Origin of the sequence: Azospirillum sp. TSH58, assembly GCF_003119115.1 — a bacterium.
Taxonomy (GTDB): domain Bacteria; phylum Pseudomonadota; class Alphaproteobacteria; order Azospirillales; family Azospirillaceae; genus Azospirillum.
Window position 1 is genome coordinate 442,637 of record NZ_CP022366.1, and the last position, 17,463, is coordinate 460,099.

A 17,463-nucleotide genomic window follows, 5' to 3' on the forward strand; every position below is an offset into this window, starting at 1 on the left:
TGCCCCTTGCCTGATGCCACGCCCTGGTCCGTCAACGCTTGGCGGCGCAAGAGGTTTCCCCGGTGCCATGCGACACCGCCCATGGATGCCGGGGGGCCTTGCCAGGAACCTTGAAAGGCACGGTCCTGTTGACCGGTGGCCCCCCCCCACAACAACCTTTGGTCCATTTCCCATGAACCACTCTGTCGCCGGAGCCATCGCCGGACTGGCCGGCACCGTCGCCATGACGGCGGCCATGCGCGCGATGTTCCGCGCCCTGCCGGAGAAGGACCGTTACCCCTTGCCGCCGCGCCTCATCACGGACCGGGTCGTCGGCCCGACCGGGCTGATGGACGCGCTGGACGAGCCGGAGCGCCGCGATCTGACGCTCGCCCTGCATTACGGCTACGGCGCCGCCGCCGGAGCGCTGTATCCGGTGGTGGCGCGGCGAGTCGGCGGGCCGGCGGTGGTGACGGGAATCGGCTACGGCCTCGCGGTCTGGGGCGCCAGCTATCTGGGGTGGATTCCGGCGATGCGCATCCTGACGCCCGCGACGCAGCATCCACGCGCCCGCAACGGCCTGATGCTGGCCGCCCACGTGGTCTGGGGAGGGGTGACCGGGGTCACGGCCGCGTTTTTGGTGGGAGGGAAGAAAGAGGACCGGTCCGGTGGCGAAGCGATGGAAGGCGCTCGGGAGTCGCCCCCTGTGATTCGAGAATTGGCTTAGCCGGCGCAACAGTTGTATAGGGTCATTTTTGCCCTACTGCTTAGATAATCAAAGTTCTTAAAAAATCTTCAGATTAACAAGGGATGGAGGAGAGGCCGGTTTCCCAGCCTCTCCTTGGTCTTAAATGAAGAATACAGCCAAGGCCGCAATGATTGCAGCAATGTCGACCTTCACTTGGACATTAACCTGAATGCTCATGTTGAGCCCTCAGGCCCACGGCGCCGCAGACCTTAAAGGTTGCGGTTCTAGGTCGATAACGGGATGAGCCTCCCGTTCACGACATCATAGGCCTATCTTAGGCATCGTACGCATACCCTCGATAGCCCCTTGTTGGCTCGCCCCCTGGTCTCAAGGCCCACATCCATGGGCTTTACCTCCAGTCTGGGTTCGATGGCCCACATCCATGGGTTCTACATCCAGTGGCGCAAGGGATGTGTGGCATCTGGTTTGTTTTCCACCTGCCAAAGTGGTTCGCTCCAGTCCACACTCAACAAAATTGGTCTAAAATTATTCTATATGCAAGTGAAAGAGGCGGGCTTGGCTCTGTCAACGGCGTCGGCAAAGCTCTCTGCTCACGCACCGAAAATATGATGGCTGCTAAAGTTGAAATGAAACGAAAAAGGCCTAGCCCGCATTGCGGCTAAGCCTTTGAAATCGCTGGCGGACCCGAATGGATTCGAACCATCGGCCTCTGCCTTCGGAGGGCAGCGCTCTATCCAGCTGAGCTACGGGTCCATCATCAGCGGAGGCGCACCATAGCGAAAAGCCTGACCGAGTGCAAACACTCCTTTCGACATTTTTCACGCCCCGCCGGGGGCCGCCCATCCGCGCTTACTTCGCGGCCAGGAGGCTGCGGTTGCGGTCGGCGCCGCTCGCCAGGGGCTGCTTGGGATTCTCGATCCAGGCGGCGATGTCGTTGACCACCACCTGACCCTTCAGGTCGCGCAGCAGCATGTGCCAGCCGTCGGGATACACCGCCACCACATGCCGCCCGCCGGATTCGAACTCCTCGACCGCGCGGTTGACCGGGGTCTTCGGCAGAACCTCCTCGTGGGCGCCGTAGAGCACCAGGGACGGCACCGACAGATGGCCGCAGGCGGCCAGGGCCGTGCCCATCAGGTCGGTCAGCCCATCCAGCGTGTCGACGCGCGAGCCCTTGATGACCAGCGGGTCGCGGCCCAGCGCGCGCAGCATCTCGATGTTGTCGGACGCCTGGATCTTCAGCTCCTTCGGCGGGTGCACCACCATGCCCGGCACCGTGTTGTAGCTGAGCCAGAGCAGCGCCCGCGGGAAGAAGCCCATCGCGTCGCGGCCCCAGACGGCGGGGGCGACCAGGATCGTGCCGTTCACCGTGGGAGGATTCGGGCCGGTCATCGCTGTCAGCACCACGGCACCGCCCATGCTCTCGCCCATCAGATAGACCGGCAGGCCGGGATGGCGGGCGTGGATCTGGGACACCGCCGTCTTCAGGTCGGCCACCAGCGTGTCGGTGCCCGGCCAGATGCCGGTGTTCCGCGTGGCGCCGAAGCCGCGCTGGTCGTAGGCGTAGACGGCGATCCCCCGCGCGGCGAGGCTGCGCCCGGCCCCGTCGAAGGCGTTGGAGTAGTCGTTGTAGCCGTGCAGGGCCAGCACCGCCGCGCGCGGCGCCCCGTCCTCGGGCAGCCAGCGGCGCAGCGGCAGCTCGAAGCCGTCGGCGGCGATCAGCGCCTTGTCGGTCAGCGCCGGCTGGGTCACGGGAAGGCCCATCGGCTGATAGGCCGCGGTGCAGCCCGACAGCAGAAGGCCGATCCCGACGATCAGTTTCGCCATCCGGCCGCCCGCCCTACGCCGCATCGTGCGCGATCTCCTTGCGGGCGTGGGCGCCGCCGGTCAATTGCAGGAAGATGTCCTCCAGGTCCGATTCCTCGGTGCTGAGATCGACGACCCCCAGCCCCGCCCCGGCCAGCGCGGCCAGGATGCCGTCCACCCGCTGGCGGCTCGGCTGGTAGCGCACGATCAGGCGCCGCGGATCGGCCAGTTCGGCGGTGAAGGCGGCCAACTCCGCCGGCACGGCGTCCAGGTCACGGTCGACCAGGACGGTCAGCGCCTTGGCGTCCACCCGGCGCAGCAGCGTGGCGGTCGGCTCGCAGGCCACCACCGCGCCGTGGTTGATGATGGCGATGGAGTCGCACAGTTCCTGCGCCTCCTCCAGATAGTGGGTGGTCAGCAGCACCGTCGAGCCCTCGCGGTTCAGCTTGCGCACATGCTCCCACAACTGGATGCGCAGTTCCACGTCCACCCCGGCGGTCGGCTCGTCCAGCACCAGGACGGGCGGGGTGTGCACCATCGCCTTCGCCACCATCAGCCGCCGCTTCATGCCGCCGGACAGGGAGCGGGCGTAGGCGTCGGCCTTGTCGCGCAGCCCCACGGCCTCCAGAAGCTCCTCGGTCCGGCGCTCGGCCTTCGGCACGCCGTAGAGGCCGGCCTGAAGCTCCAGCATTTCCCGCGGGGTGAAAAAAGGGTCCATGTTCAGTTCCTGGGGGACCACGCCGATCGACGCCCGCGCCTGACGCGGATGGGCGTCGATGTCGGTTCCCCAGATCGACACCGTGCCGCCGGTCTTGTTCACCAGCCCCGCCATGATGTTGATCAGCGTGGACTTGCCCGCCCCGTTGGGCCCCAGCAGCCCGAACACCGCCCCGCGGGGAATCGCGAGGTCGATGCCCTTAAGGGCTTGTTTCGGGCCGGCCTTTCCAGAGGCCTGGTAGGTCTTGGTGAGGCCGCGCACCTCCACGGCGTAGGCGGGGAGGGCGTAAGCGGGCAAGGCGGCGGGCAGGGCGGCGGCGTTCAGAGGGGCGTGCGCAACCATGGAATCGAAACGGGCCTTTCCGGTCGTGCCCCGAGTCCGAATCCCCGGGGTCGATCACTGTCCAATCACTTGATCCGTCCGGCGCGTTGGGTATGATCCGACCCCGCGCGCGTGCCTCATTCGGTGGGCATCTTAACGATGGCGTTAACGCGCGCGTGTGTCAAAGTGGAGGATGTCTGCCATGCAGCCAATTGAAACGATTGAAGTCGAAACCCTGACCGTCGGGTGCGACGGCGGCGGCGGCGCGCTCGGCCACCCGCTGGTCTATCTGACGCTGGGCGCCGAGGGGAAGGTCGAGTGCCCCTACTGCTCGCGCCACTTCGTCCTGAAGGAAGGCGCCAATACGGGCACGCACGGGCACTGAGGCCGGCGGCGCCTCTTACAGGGCGGAAATCCCGCGCACAGCGAGGGCCGGAGCGATCCGGCCCTTTTCGTTTGCCGATGGTCCGAATCAGGACCCGAATCGATGCCCCGGACCGACTCTGTGGCCTTTTCGCCACCCGGCGCTGTGACGATGCAACGTGCGGGCGGCGGCGGTCATATGCCTCTTTTGTTGCAATTGTGAAAAATATAAAACGAACCGTCTTGACGCGCGTCGCGATCCGCCTTCTACTTTTTTGCGGCGCAAAAGAGGCGCTCATCGCAATTGCCCGCTCAGGTCCTTCGCATGCTTTTTCCTGAGGCCAACGCTCTCGCGCCAGATGAGGCCCGGTCCATGAGCCAAGAGACGGAAGAGCAATACAGAAGTATTTTCGAGAACGCGGTCGAAGGTATTTACCAGACCACGGTGGACGGGCGTTATTTGCGGGTCAACCCGGCGCTGGCGCGGATCTACGGCTACCGGTCGCCGGGCGACCTGATCGACAATCTGACCGACATCGCCGGCCAGCTCTACGTCGATCCCGGCAAGCGCGAGGCCTTCGCCCGCCTGATGGCCGAGCGCGACGTCGTGCAGAGCTTCGAGGCGCGGGTCTTCCGCAACGACGGCTCGATCATCTGGATTTCGGAGAACGCGCGCTGCGTGCGCGACACGCAGGGCCGCATCCGCTACTACGAAGGCACCGTCCAGGACATCACCGAGCGCAAGCAGCACGAGGAGAAGATCCGGCTGCTCGCCACCGTCTTCGACAGCGTGGCCGACGGCATCCTGATCGTGGACCCCGACCTGTCGGTGCAGGCGGTCAACCCGGCCTACGAGGTGATGACCGACTTCCAGCGGGAGGCGCTTCTCAACCGTCCGCTGGTGATCTTCGCCCCCGGCTCGCACGAGCGCGCCTTCATCGACGACATCTGGCGCACCGCCCGCACGGAGGGGCGCTGGCAGGGCGAGGTGACCAGTTTCCGCCATTCCGGCGACGCCTTCGCGGCCTCGCTCTCGGTCACGGCGGTGCGCGCGCCGGGCGGTGCGCTGGAGCATTACGTGCTGACGCTCGCCGACATCAGCCAGCGCAAATATCAGGAACACCAGATCCGCTACCAGGCCAGCTTCGACCGGCTGACCGACCTGCCGAACCGCTGGCTGGTCTGCGAGCGGCTGGAGGAGGCCATCGCCCGCGCCCAGCGCATGCGCACCAAGGTCGCCGTGGCCTTCCTGGACCTCAACCGCTTCAAGCAGGTCAACGACACGCTGGGCCATCATGCCGGCGACGACCTGCTGAAACTGGTGGCCAAGCGGCTGCGCAACTGCACCCGGGTGTCCGACACGGTGGGCCGGCTGGGCGGCGACGAGTTCCTGATCGTGGCGCCCGATGCGGTGGACCGCGCCGCCGGCGCCCGGCTGGTCGAGAAGGTGCTCTACTCGATGGGCGAGCCCTTCGCCGTCCACAACCAGGAACTCTTCTGCGGCGCGTCGATCGGCGTCGCCTTCTTCCCCGACGACGGGGAGACGGCGGACCAGCTTCTGCGCAACGCCGACCTCGCCATGTACCACGCCAAGCGCAACCCGGAATGCAAGTTCGTCTTCTACGAGGCGGGCATGCGGGAGCGCACCGGCTTCACGTTGGGGCTGGAAAGCGACCTGCGCCGCGCCGCCGCGACCGGCGAGGAGTTCGAACTGCATTTCCAGCCCAAGGTGGACATGCCGCACCGCGGCTTCCACCGGGTGATCGGGGCGGAGGCGCTGATCCGCTGGCGCCACCCGGTCCGCGGTCTCGTCAGCCCGGCGGAGTTCATCCCGCTGGCCGAGGAGACGGGGCTGATCTGGGAGATCGGCGCCTGGACCCTGCGGGAGGCCTGCACCCGGCTGGCCGACTGGCTGGCCGCGGGGCTGGACATCGCGTCGGTCTCCGTCAACCTGTCGCCGCGCCAGTTCCAGGACGCGCGGCTGGTCAATTTCGTCCGCGACGTGGTGGAGCGCAGCGGCGTGCCGCCGGAGCGCCTGGAACTGGAACTGACCGAAGGCGCCATGATCGGCGACATCGAGAAGGCGGTGACCATCCTGCATGGGCTGAAGGGAATCGGCATCCGCCTGTCCATCGACGATTTCGGAACCGGCTATTCCTCCCTGGCCTATCTGAAGCGCTTCCCGATCAACACGCTCAAGATCGACCGCAGCTTCGTCCGCGACATCGTGCAGTCGGCCACCGACCCGGCCATCGTCAACACCATCGTGAATCTGGCCGACAGCCTGGGCTTCGACACCATCGCCGAGGGCGTGGAGACGGAGGAGCAGGCGGACATGCTGCGCCGCCAGCGCTGCACGCGCATCCAGGGCTTCCTGATCAGCCGTCCGCTGGATGTGGAGGCCTTCAGGCGCTTCCTGGTGGAAAACGCCGGGTAACCTCCCGGAGGCGATCCTCCCTAGGCGGAGTCCCCTTCCGACCGCGCGCCGTCGCACCGACGGCGGCGGCGGCGGCGGCGGCGGCGGCGGGACGCCCGCGTCATACGCACGCCAGGGGGATGCAAGCGGGCACGCCGGGGGCGGGTTCGCCGCCCTTCGGTCCTCCGCAACCCCGGCGCGACATTCCCCTCCATTCCCAGTGCGTTCGTGAAACAGTTCGCTGAGCGAACATAATCGCTTGCGGGCTAGTGGTATCTGGTATACCGTATCACCAATCCAAGCCGCTTCCCTTCTCCAGGGCAACGAAACCGCGGCCCAGACCCCTTCAGCCGGGGGCCCCTCCCACGCGAGGGGAAAGAAGAGTCAGGGACGGGAACAGCCATGCAGACGATGAGTTTCTCGGTCGCACCCCTTGATCAGGGGATGAGCTTCAAGGCCAAGGCCTACCAGGCGCTGCGCCAGGCCATCACCCAGATGGACATCTACGGCGGGCCGAGCGAGATCCGCCTCGACGAGCGTCAGCTCTGCGAGGCGCTGGGCGTCAGCCGCACCCCGGTGCGCGAGGCGATGGCGCTGCTCGAGCAGGAGGGCTTCATCCGCTCCATGCCCCGGCGCGGCATCTTCGTGGTCCGCAAGACCAAGGCGGAGATCATCGAGATGATCACCGTCTGCGCCGCGCTGGAGGGCATGGCCGCCCGCCTCTTCGTCGAGCGCGCCGACGAGCGCGGCATGGCCGACCTGCACGCGACCTTCGACCGCTTCGCCGAAGGCGAGCTGGCCGACCACGTGCTGGAATATTCCGACGCCAACGTCGCCTTCCACCAGTCGATCATCCAGGCCTCGGGCTGCACGCTCATCGCCGACCTGACCGACCGCTTCTTCATCCACATGCGGGCCATCCGCCGCGTCACCATGCGCCGCGGCGGCCGGGCCGAGACGTCCATCGTCGAGCACCGCGACATCATCGACGCCCTGACCCGGCGCGACGCCGACCTCGCCGAGCGGCGGGTGCGCGAGCACACGCTGGGGCTGGCCCGCCATGTCGAACAGCACTGCGATTTTCTCGATTGACCGATCGTGAACCGAATAAGAGTCGGGGAGGAGTAACCCTTATGTCAGCCGTCACAGTCCTCAACAACCAAGCCACGGCCGCCACCGATGCGGAACCGGCGCTGACGGATGGTTTCCAGCTCGTCATCGATGCCCTCAAGCTCAACGGCATCGAGAACCTCTACGTCGTGCCGGGCATCCCGATTTCCGACCTGCTGCGCATGGCCCAGGGCGAGGGGCTGCGGGTCATCTCCTTCCGCCACGAGCAGAACGCCGGCAACGCCGCGGCGATCGCCGGCTTCCTGACCAAGAAGCCGGGCGTGTGCATGACCGTCTCGGCGCCGGGCTTCCTCAACGGCCTGACCGCGCTGGCCAACGCCACCACCAACTGCTTCCCGATGATCCTGATCTCCGGCTCCTCGGAGCGCGAGATCGTCGACCTCCAGCAGGGCGACTACGAGGAGATGGACCAGCTGGCCATCGCCAAGCCCTTGTGCAAGGCGGCCTTCCGCGTGCTGCACGCCCAGGACATCGGCATCGCCGTGGCCCGCGCGATCCGCGCCGCGGTGTCGGGCCGTCCGGGCGGCGTCTACCTCGACCTGCCGGCCAAGCTGTTCTCGCAGGTGATGGACGCCGCCGAGGGCGCGCGCTCGCTGGTCAAGGTGGTCGACGCCGCTCCGGCGCAGCTGCCCTCGCCGGACTCGGTGGCGCGCGCCCTGGAGGTGCTGAAGGGCGCCAAGCGGCCGCTGATCATCCTCGGCAAGGGGGCGGCCTACGCCCAGGCCGACGAGGCGGTGCGCGAGCTGGTCGAGAAGAGCGGCATCCCGTTCCTGCCGATGAGCATGGCCAAGGGCCTGCTGCCGGACACCCACCCGCAGTCGGCGGGGGCGGCGCGCTCGATGGTTCTGAAGGACGCCGACGTGGTGGTGCTGGTCGGGGCGCGTCTGAACTGGCTGCTGTCGCACGGCAAGGGCAAGACCTGGGGCGAGCCGGGGTCGAAGACCTTCATCCAGATCGACATCGAGCCGCGCGAGATGGACAGCAACGTGGCGATCGTGGCGCCGCTGGTCGGCGACATCGGGTCCTGCGTGTCGGCGCTGACCGCCGGCATGGCGAAGGGCTGGACGCCGCCGCCGGCGGAGTGGACGGGGGCCGTGGCGGCGCGCAAGGAGGCGAACATCGCCAAGATGGCGCCCAAGCTGATGAGCAACGCCTCGCCGATGAACTTCCACGGAGCGCTGGGCGCGCTGCGCCGGGTGGTGCAGGAGCGGCCCGAGGCGCTGCTGGTGAACGAGGGGGCGAACACGCTGGACCTGGCGCGCGGGATCATCGACATGCACCAGCCGCGCAAGCGCCTGGACGTCGGGACCTGGGGCGTGATGGGCATCGGCATGGGCTTCGCGGTGGCCGCGGCGGTGGAGTCGGGCAAGCCGGTCCTGGCGGTGGAGGGCGACAGCGCCTTCGGCTTCTCGGGCATGGAGGTGGAGACGATCTGCCGGTACAAGCTGCCGGTGTGCATCGTGGTGTTCAACAACAACGGCATCTACAAGGGGACGGACGTGAACCCGACGGGCGGGTCGGACCCGTCGCCGATGGTCTTCGTTCCGGACTCGCGCTACGACAAGATGATGGAGGCCTTCGGCGGCGAGGGCGTCAACGTGACGACGCCGGACGAGCTGTACCGCGCGGTCAGCGCCGCGATGGACAGCGGAAAGCCGACGCTGATCAACGCGGTGATCGACCCCAACGCCGGGTCGGAGAGCGGCAACATCGGCAGCCTCAACCCCACCAGCGCCGTCCGCAAGGGGCCCAAGCAGTAACGCCTTCCTAAATTATAAAAACAAAGCCCCCCGGGCAAATCCGGGGGGCGGTTCCAAAAAGACTGCACGACATCCCAACGTTACGAAGAATCAGCCTGAGACGAGAGGGGAGGGCGGACATGGACACGGCCATCGTCGCCAAAGACGACACGAAAAGGCGCGCCATCCATCCCGGTTCGGGGCGCCGGAACACCCGGCCCCAGCCGAAGGGCCGGCAGGTCGATCCGGCGGCCCTGGCGGAGGTGCAGGCGCTTCTCGGTGACCGGTCCCGGCAGCGGGACCTGCTGATCGAGCATCTGCACCTGTTGCAGGACACTTACCACGGGCTGCACGCCCGCCATCTCGCGGCGCTCGCCCACGAGATGCGGCTGGCCCTGGTGGAGGTGTACGAGGTGGCGTCCTTCTACGCCCACTTCGACATCGTGATGGACGGGGAGGACGCCCCTCCGCCCGTGACCGTCCGGGTCTGCGACAGCCTGTCCTGCTGCATGGCCGGCGGTGAAAAGCTGCTGGACGAGCTGAGGGCCGCCGACATGGGGCCGGACGTCCGGGTGGTGCGCGCGCCCTGCATGGGCGCCTGCCACAACGCCCCGGCGGTGGCCATCGGCCACGCCCTGCACGAGAACGCCACCGTCGAGAGCGTGGTGACCGCCGTCAAGAACGGCGAGACGCACCCGCAGCTCCCCACCTATGTCAGCCTGGAGCAGTACAAGGCGGAGGGCGGCTACCGCCTGCTCGCCGACTGTCTGACCGGCAACGTCCCGGTGGACGACATCCTCGGCAAGCTGGAAGGGGCCAACCTGCGCGGCCTCGGCGGCGCCGGCTTCCCCACCGGCCGCAAGTGGCGCTTCGTCCGCCACGAGCCCGGCCCCCGCCTGATGGCGGTGAACGGGGACGAGGGCGAGCCGGGCACCTTCAAGGACCGCTACTATCTGGAGAACGATCCGCACCGCTTCCTGGAAGGCATGCTGATCGGCGCCTGGGTGGTCGAGGCGACCGACGTCTACATCTACCTGCGCGACGAGTACCCGCACATCCGCGAGGTGCTGGAGCATGAGATCGCCCGCGTGGAGCAGGCGGGCCTTGCCGGGCACACCCGCATCCATCTGCGGCGCGGCGCCGGGGCCTACATCTGCGGCGAGGAGTCCGCGATGCTGGAGAGCATCGAGGGCAAGCGCGGCCTGCCGCGCCACAAGCCGCCCTTCCCGTCGGTCGTCGGCCTGTTCGGCCGCCCGACCCTCATCAACAACGTGGAGACGCTGTTCTGGATCAGGGACATCCTTGAGAAGGGCGCCGACTGGTGGGGCAGCCACGGGCGCAACGGACGCAAGGGTCTGCGCAGCTACTCCGTCTCCGGCCATGTGAAGGAGCCGGGCGTGAAGCTGGCCCCCGCCGGCGTCACCATCCGCGAGCTGATCGACGAGTATTGCGGCGGCATGGCCGACGGCCACACGCTGAAGGGCTATCTGCCCGGCGGCGCGTCGGGTGGCATCCTGCCCGCCAGCATGGACGACATCCCGCTGGACTTCGGCACGCTGGAGCAGCACGGCTGCTTCATCGGCTCCGCCGCGGTGGTCGTGCTGTCGGACCAGGACGACATGCGCAAGGTCGTGCGCAACCTGCTGGACTTCTTCGAGGACGAGAGCTGCGGCCAGTGCACGCCCTGCCGCGTCGGCACGGAGAAGGCGGTGGCGCTCATCAAGCAGCCGGTGTGGGACGAGCCGCTCCTGACGGAACTCGCCCGGCTGATGAGCACGGCGTCGATCTGCGGCCTGGGTCAGGCCGCGATGAACCCACTCAAGAGTGCGCTGAAGCACTTCCGCGACGATCTGCGCGGGGAGGTCCGGTGATATGAGCGACCGCATCCTGTTCCACCTCGACGACGAACTCGTCGAAGCCCACGCCGGCGAGACCATCTGGCAGGTCGCCAACCGCCTGGGCACCGAGATCCCGCATCTCTGCTACGCCGACGAGCCGGGCTACCGCGCGGACGGCAACTGCCGGGCCTGCATGGTCGAGATCGACGGCGAGCGCGCCATGTCGGCCTCCTGCGTGCGCCATCCGACGCCGGGCATGCGCGTCCGCTCGGCCAGCGAGAACGCCAAGTTCGCCCGCAAGATGGTCATCGAGATGCTGGTCGCCGACCAGCCGAAGCGGGAGGAGGCCCACGACCCCGACAGCAAGTTCTGGCGCTGGGCCGACCGTCTGGAGGTCTCGGACAGCCGCTTCCCCAGCCGTGAGCACGCGCCGAAGCCCGACTTCAGCCACCCGGCCATGGCGGTGCAGCTCGACGCCTGCATCCAGTGCAACCTGTGCGTCCGCGCCTGCCGCGAGGTCCAGGTCAACGACGTGATCGGCATGGCGCTGCGCGGCCACAAGGAGACGATCGTCTTCGACTTCGCCGACCCGATGGGCGACAGCACCTGCGTCGCCTGCGGCGAGTGCGTCCAGGCCTGCCCGACCGGCGCGCTGATGCCGAAGACCCAGGTGGACCTGAACAGCGGCGTCTTCGCCGCCGCCCCGGACCGCCAGGTCGACAGCGTCTGCCCCTATTGCGGCGTCGGCTGCCAGCTCACCTACAACATCAAGGATGAGAAGCTGCTGTCGGTGACGGGCCGCGACGGTCCCGCCAACAAGAACCGGCTGTGCGTGAAGGGCCGCTTCGGCTTCGACTACATCCACCACCCGCACCGTCTGACCAAGCCGCTGATCCGCAAGGAGGGCGTGTCCAAGCACGACGTGGACATCGACCCGCTCAACCCGCTGACCCATTTCCGCGAGGCGAGCTGGGAGGAGGCCCTGGAGGTCGCCACCGCCGGCCTGCGCAAGATCCGCGACGAGCGGGGCGGCTCGGCTCTGGCCGGCTTCGGTTCGGCCAAGGGCTCCAACGAGGAAGCCTACCTGTTCCAGAAGCTGGTGCGCGTCGGCTTCGGCACCAACAACGTCGACCATTGCACCCGCCTGTGCCACGCCTCCTCGGTGGCGGCTCTGATCGAGGGCATCGGGTCGGGCGCGGTGACGGCTCCCTTCATGGCGGCCAAGGACGCCGAGGTGATCGTCGTCATCGGCTCCAACCCGACGGAGAACCACCCGGTCGCCGCGACCTTCTTCAAGAACGCGGCCAAGCGCGGCGCCAAGCTGGTCATCATGGACCCGCGCGGGCAGGTGCTGAAGCGCCACGCCAGCCACATGCTCCAGTTCAAGCCGGGCCGCGACGTGCCCATGCTGAACGCCATGCTGAACGTCATCATCACCGAGGGGCTGTACGACGCGCAGTATGTGGCCGAGCACACCCAGGACTTCGAGGAGCTGCGCACCCACATCGCCAGCTACACCCCGGAGGCCATGGAGCCGGTCTGCGGCATCCCGGCGGACCAGCTCCGCGAGGTCGCGCGCCTCTACGCCACCTCCAAGGGCTCGATCATCTTCTGGGGCATGGGCGTGTCGCAGCACACCCACGGCACCGACAACGTGCGCTGCCTGATCGCCCTGTCGCTGGTCACCGGCCAGATCGGGCGCCCCGGCACCGGCCTGCACCCGCTGCGCGGCCAGAACAACGTCCAGGGCGCCTCCGACGCCGGCCTGATCCCGATGATGTTCCCGGACTACCGCCCGGTGGACGACCCGGAGGTCCACGCCTTCTACGAGGATTTCTGGGACACCAAGCTGGACTCCAAGCGCGGCCTGACGGTCGTCGAGATCATGGACGCGATCCACGCCGGCTCGCTGCACGGCATGTACGTGATGGGCGAGAACCCGGCCATGTCCGACCCGGACGTGGAGCACGCCCGCGACGCGCTCGCCAAGCTCGACCATCTGGTGGTGCAGGACCTGTTCCTGACCGAGACGGCCAAATACGCCGACGTGGTTCTGCCCGCCTCGGCCTGGCCGGAGAAGACCGGAACGGTGACCAACACCAACCGTCAGGTCCAGCTCGGCCGCCAGGCCCTGCCGCCTCCGGGCGAGGCCCGGCAGGATCTGTGGATCGTCAACGCCATGGCCCGCGGCCTGGGTCTGGACTGGAACTACGAGCATCCGCGCGACGTGTTCCGGGAGATGAAGGGGGCGATGCCGTCGCTCGACAACATCACCTGGGAGCGGCTGGAGCGCGAGCGCTCGGTCACCTACCCCAGCCTGTCCGCGGACGATCCGGGCCAGGAGATCGTGTTCGGCGACGGCTTCCCCACGGCCACCGGCCGCGGGCGTCTGGTCCCCGCCGACGTGATCCCGCCGGCCGAGGAGCCGGACGCCGAGTTCCCGATGGTCCTGACCACCGGGCGCCAGCTGGAGCATTGGCACACCGGGTCGATGACCCGTCGCGCCCAGGTTCTGGACGATCTGGAGCCGGAGGCGGTGGCCTACATGAGCCCGGCGGACCTGCGGCGGATGGGCGCCAAGGGCGGCGACTGGATGAAGGTCACCACCCGGCGCGGCACCATCGAGCTGAAGGCGCGGTCGGACTACAACGTCCCGTCCGGGCTGGTGTTCGTGCCCTTCTGCTACGCCGAGGCGGCGGCCAACGTGCTGACCAACCCGAAACTGGACCCCTACGGGAAGATTCCCGAGTTCAAGTTCGCCGCGGCCCGGATCGAGCCGGCGGCATAGCCAACCGGCGGCCTCCGCTCCCCGCAAGGGAGAACCGGGGGCCGCCACACCCGAGGACGCAAACGGCGCGGATGCAACAGCGCCGGACGATTTCGAGAGGGATGGGACGATGAAGACGCAAGCGCTGATGATGGCACCCCCGGCCCCGCGGGCCGAAGGCCGCGCGGAGACGGTGGACCGTGCGGCGAAGGGCAATCTCGTGCAGTCGCTGTCGCGGGCACTGAGCATCATGACCATCCTCGGCCAGTCGGACAGCCCGATGAGCCTGACCGCGGTGGCCGAGGCGGCGCATCTCTCGCCCTCCACGGCGCACCGTCTGCTGACCACGCTGCAGGAGGAGCGCTACGTGCGCTTCGACCAGGGCAAGCGCGGCTGGGCGGTCGGGGTGCAGGCCTACATGACCGGCACCGGCTTCCTGAAGACGCGCAGCCTGCTCGACGTCGCCCGCCCGCGCATGCGCCGGCTGATGGAGGAGACCAGCGAGGTCGTCAATCTGGCGATCGAGGAGAACGGCGAGGCCATCTATCTGCACCGCGTCGGCGGTCCGCGCGTCGCCCAGGCGGCGCTGCCCGTCACCGACCGCACGCTGCTGCACTGTTCCGCCGTGGGCAAGGCGCTGCTCGCCGGCATGCCCGACACGCGGGTGCAGAGCATCGTGACCCAGCGCGGCATGCGCCAGTTCACCCGGACCACCGTGTCGTCGATCCCAGCGCTGCACCGGGAGCTGATCCTGACGCGCGACCGCGGCTACGCCGTGGACCAGGAGGAGCGGGTCAGCGGCCTTCACTGCGTCGCCGCGGCGATCTACGACGAGCAGGCCCGCGTCATCGGCGCCCTGTCGCTGTCGAGCACCAACCGGCGCCTGGACGACGCCCGCGTCGTGGCCTTCGGCGAGATGGTCAAGCGCACCGCCGCGGCGGTGACGGCCGAGATCGGCGGGCGCTTTCCCACCTGATCGTCTGGCCTGAGCCTGGGCCTGATCCAGGCCACTCTAACGGAATTCGAATTCGCGCCGGCCGGGAGGCGCGATCCGCCCCGATCCGCAAATCCTTCGGATTGGGTCGAGGCGGCTGTTACCCCGGTTTTCCTTCCTGTCACGTAGTGCTGCCCTGAAGAAACTGACCGCGCCCGCAACGGCGCGGTCTTTTTTTTGCCAAATACTTTGTTTCCGCAATGTGGAAACCCGCGATTCCCTTGTTGCGTCCCGACGAAGACTCGGGCATCATTCTTCTTACACAGGGTTCATCACCCTTTGTATCGGGCGGGTTGTTGCTCCGCATTTTATGCGAGCCTCTCGGATACTGGCCGTGCTGGAAACAGCACGGCCTTTTTATTGCCGCGACGGCGCCGGATGAGGAGGTCATGCTGCGGTGCGGCAAAACAGCGCGGAGGTCACCGCGGATCGAGCAGGCGCGGGCCGGGACCGTTCTCCGAAAGCTCGTCCCAGGGGTTGCGCAGCGGGCATTCGCCGAGCGACAGGCAGCCGCAGCCGATGCAGTCCTCCAGCCCGTCGCGCAGTTTGGTGAGCACGGCGATGCGCTCGTCCAGATCCGCTTTCCAGGCCGCGGACAAGCGTTTCCAGTCCTCTGCGGTGGGCGTGCGGCCGTCCGGCAGGGTCTTCAGCGCCTGCGCGATGGTGGCCAGCGGGACGCCCAGGCGCTGGGCGACCTTGATGACGGCGATGCGCCGGAGCACGTCGCGGGGGAAGCGGCGCTGGTTGCCGCTGCTCCGCCAGCTCGCGATCAGCCCCTTTGATTCGTAGAAGTGGATGGTGGACACTGCCACACCGGAGCGTTCCGCGACCTCGCCCACGGAAAGGTCCTTGTCGATGTCGGCGGGATCGAGAATCGCCATCGCCGGGCCTCCCCTGGGGTTCGGAACCTCTTGACCTCAAGTGAAGTTGAGGTCGTATCGAGAGAGAGTCAACCGCGCGCCGCATCGAGGGTAGCCGATGATTTCACCAACCTCCGTCGACTGGACTTCGCTCAACACCCTGCGCGCCACGCCGGGGCCGGAGGTGACGGCTCTGCCGGCCTCGTTCCTGACGATCACCAAGGCCGCGAACCTGAAGCCGGCCATCGTCCGCCCGGTGCTGGACGGGCTGCTGCGCCAGGGCTTCGTGCGTGAGTACGAAACCCAGTACGGCAAGGCCTACGCCCGCACGCCGGAGGGCAACCAGCGCATCCGCGAAGTGAGGGAGTGGCTGCGGTAAGGGTCGGGATTCCGGCGGCAATCCGTGAAGCCCCCGTTGTCCGACAAGAAACCTGCTCCTGCACAAAAAAGGACGGCGCCCCTTTCGGAGCGCCGTCTTCATAAGGCATGCCGTCAGACTGTCGGGGACCCGATCAGACAACCTTGTTGGCGTGCAACTCGGCGATCTGTTCCGGGGTATAGCCGAGGCTGGCCAGAACCTCGTCGGAGTGCTCGCCGAGCAGCGGCGACCCGGTCACTTCGACGGTCATGTCGGAGAACTTGATCGGGCTGCCGACCGTCAGGTACTTGCCGCGGGCCTTATGATCGACCTCGACGATCGTGCCGCTCTTGCGGAGCGACGGGCAATCGGCGATTTCCTTCATGGTCAGCACCGGGGCGCACGGGATGTCGAACTTGCGCAGGATGTCGACCGCCTCGTACTTCGTCTTGTCGGCCAGCCAGCCTTCGATGAAGGCGAAGATGTCGAAGATCTTGTCCTGACGCGCCAGGGCGGTGTTGTAGGCCGGATCGTCGATCCACTCCGGCTTGCCGAGGGCCTTGCAGATCGGCGCCCAGGCGTGGCCCTGGATGGTGAAGTAGATGTAGGCGTTCGGATCGGTCTCGGCGCCCTTGCACTTCAGGACCCAGCCCGGCTGGCCACCGCCGCCGGCGTTGCCGCCGCGCGGAACCACGTCGGAGAACTCGCCGTGCGGGTACTGCGGGTACTCCTCCAGGTAGCCGACGCGGTCGAGACGCTGCTGGTCGCGCAGCTTGACGCGGCAGAGGTTGATGACCGAGTCCTGCATCGACACGGCGACCTTCTGGCCCTTGCCGGTCTTCGAACGGCCCATGAGGGCGGTCAGGATGCCGATGGCGAGGTGCATGCCGGTGTTGCTGTCGCCCAGCGCGGCGGCGCTGACGGTCGGCGGGCCGTCCCAGAAGCCGGTGGTCGACGCCGCACCGCCGGCGCACTGGGCGACGTTCTCGTAGACCTTCAGGTCCTCGTAATGGTGGCCGTCGCTGAAGCCCTTCACCGAGGCGACGATCATGCCCGGGTTCAGCTCGTTGATGCGCTCCCAGGTGAAGCCCATGCGGTCGAGCGCGCCCGGCCCGAAGTTCTCTACGAGGACGTCGGATTCCTTGATCAGCTTCTCAAGGATTTCCTTGCCCTGCGGGGTCTTGGTGTCCAGCGTCAGCGAGCGCTTGTTGCTGTTCAGCATCGTGAAGTAGAGCGCGTCGGCGTCGGGAATGTCACGGAGCTGGTTGCGGGTGACGTCGCCGGAACCCGGCCGCTCCACCTTGATGACGTCCGCGCCGTACCAGGCGAGGAGCTGCGTGCAGGCGGGGCCGGCCTGAACGTGGGTGAAGTCGATGATCTTGATCCCTTCGAGCGGCTTGCTCATGGCTCGTTTACTCCCTCTCACTTATTGCGATGCCGTTGTTGAGCACTGGACAACACGGA

The 17,463-nt window shown here is 67.5% G+C and carries 13 protein-coding genes and 1 tRNA gene; 9 read left to right on the forward strand and 5 right to left on the reverse strand.

Features of this window, described 5'->3' with window-relative positions:
- Positions 1-172: 172 nt before the first annotated feature.
- Entirely contained in the window at positions 173-706 is a 534-nt protein-coding gene (locus TSH58p_RS20610; protein WP_199230213.1) for a hypothetical protein, read from the forward strand.
- A gap of 658 nt (positions 707-1,364) precedes the next feature.
- Here TSH58p_RS20610 and TSH58p_RS20615 read toward each other — a convergent pair.
- The 3 genes from TSH58p_RS20615 to TSH58p_RS20625 form a co-directional block, all read right to left on the reverse strand.
- Positions 1,365-1,441, reverse strand: a tRNA-Arg gene (locus tag TSH58p_RS20615).
- 96 nt (positions 1,442-1,537) lie between these two features.
- Entirely contained in the window at positions 1,538-2,515 is a 978-nt protein-coding gene (locus tag TSH58p_RS20620; protein ID WP_109071885.1) for an alpha/beta hydrolase, read from the reverse strand.
- A 13-nt stretch (positions 2,516-2,528) separates the two neighbouring features.
- Positions 2,529-3,554 carry an ABC transporter ATP-binding protein gene (locus TSH58p_RS20625; RefSeq protein ID WP_109071886.1) on the reverse strand — a complete coding sequence of 342 codons (1,026 nt, stop codon included), beginning with the start codon at positions 3,552-3,554 and terminating at the stop codon, positions 2,529-2,531.
- 181 nt (positions 3,555-3,735) lie between these two features.
- On the opposite strand from TSH58p_RS20625, the gene TSH58p_RS20630 reads away from it, so the two are divergent.
- The 7 genes from TSH58p_RS20630 to TSH58p_RS20660 all read left to right on the forward strand — a co-directional run bounded on the left by TSH58p_RS20630 (position 3,736) and on the right by TSH58p_RS20660 (position 14,763).
- Positions 3,736-3,918: a zinc-finger domain-containing protein gene (locus TSH58p_RS20630; protein WP_247874237.1), complete on the forward strand. Its 183-nt coding sequence runs from the start codon at positions 3,736-3,738 to the stop codon at positions 3,916-3,918.
- A 351-nt stretch (positions 3,919-4,269) separates the two neighbouring features.
- Complete coding sequence (locus TSH58p_RS20635; protein WP_109071888.1) at positions 4,270-6,333, forward strand: bifunctional diguanylate cyclase/phosphodiesterase; 2,064 nt, start codon at positions 4,270-4,272, stop codon at positions 6,331-6,333.
- A gap of 381 nt (positions 6,334-6,714) precedes the next feature.
- Positions 6,715-7,404 carry a GntR family transcriptional regulator gene (locus TSH58p_RS20640; RefSeq protein ID WP_109469371.1) on the forward strand — a complete coding sequence of 230 codons (690 nt, stop codon included), beginning with the start codon at positions 6,715-6,717 and terminating at the stop codon, positions 7,402-7,404.
- Positions 7,405-7,445: 41 nt separating this feature from the next.
- Positions 7,446-9,203, forward strand: a complete 1,758-nt coding sequence (gene oxc, locus TSH58p_RS20645) for an oxalyl-CoA decarboxylase (RefSeq protein WP_109469372.1) — start codon at positions 7,446-7,448, stop codon at positions 9,201-9,203.
- A 119-nt stretch (positions 9,204-9,322) separates the two neighbouring features.
- Entirely contained in the window at positions 9,323-11,053 is a 1,731-nt protein-coding gene (locus tag TSH58p_RS20650) for an NADH-ubiquinone oxidoreductase-F iron-sulfur binding region domain-containing protein (RefSeq protein ID WP_109469373.1), read from the forward strand.
- A 1-nt stretch (position 11,054) separates the two neighbouring features.
- The gene (fdhF, locus tag TSH58p_RS20655) at positions 11,055-13,808 is read left to right on the forward strand and encodes a formate dehydrogenase subunit alpha (RefSeq protein WP_109469374.1); all 2,754 of its coding nucleotides are present in this window, start codon (positions 11,055-11,057) and stop codon (positions 13,806-13,808) included.
- Positions 13,809-13,917: 109 nt separating this feature from the next.
- Entirely contained in the window at positions 13,918-14,763 is an 846-nt protein-coding gene (locus tag TSH58p_RS20660) for an IclR family transcriptional regulator (RefSeq protein ID WP_051140212.1), read from the forward strand.
- A 437-nt stretch (positions 14,764-15,200) separates the two neighbouring features.
- Here the strand turns inward: TSH58p_RS20660 and soxR are convergent, their stop codons facing one another.
- The gene (gene soxR, locus TSH58p_RS20670; RefSeq protein ID WP_109469375.1) at positions 15,201-15,662 is read right to left on the reverse strand and encodes a redox-sensitive transcriptional activator SoxR; all 462 of its coding nucleotides are present in this window, start codon (positions 15,660-15,662) and stop codon (positions 15,201-15,203) included.
- 97 nt (positions 15,663-15,759) lie between these two features.
- Between soxR and TSH58p_RS20675 the strand changes: the two genes are divergently transcribed.
- The gene (locus TSH58p_RS20675; protein WP_014200106.1) at positions 15,760-16,020 is read left to right on the forward strand and encodes a hypothetical protein; all 261 of its coding nucleotides are present in this window, start codon (positions 15,760-15,762) and stop codon (positions 16,018-16,020) included.
- Between the two features lie 133 nt (positions 16,021-16,153).
- Here the strand turns inward: TSH58p_RS20675 and frc are convergent, their stop codons facing one another.
- Positions 16,154-17,404 carry a formyl-CoA transferase gene (gene frc, locus TSH58p_RS20680; RefSeq protein ID WP_109469376.1) on the reverse strand — a complete coding sequence of 417 codons (1,251 nt, stop codon included), beginning with the start codon at positions 17,402-17,404 and terminating at the stop codon, positions 16,154-16,156.
- Positions 17,405-17,463: the final 59 nt, after the last annotated feature.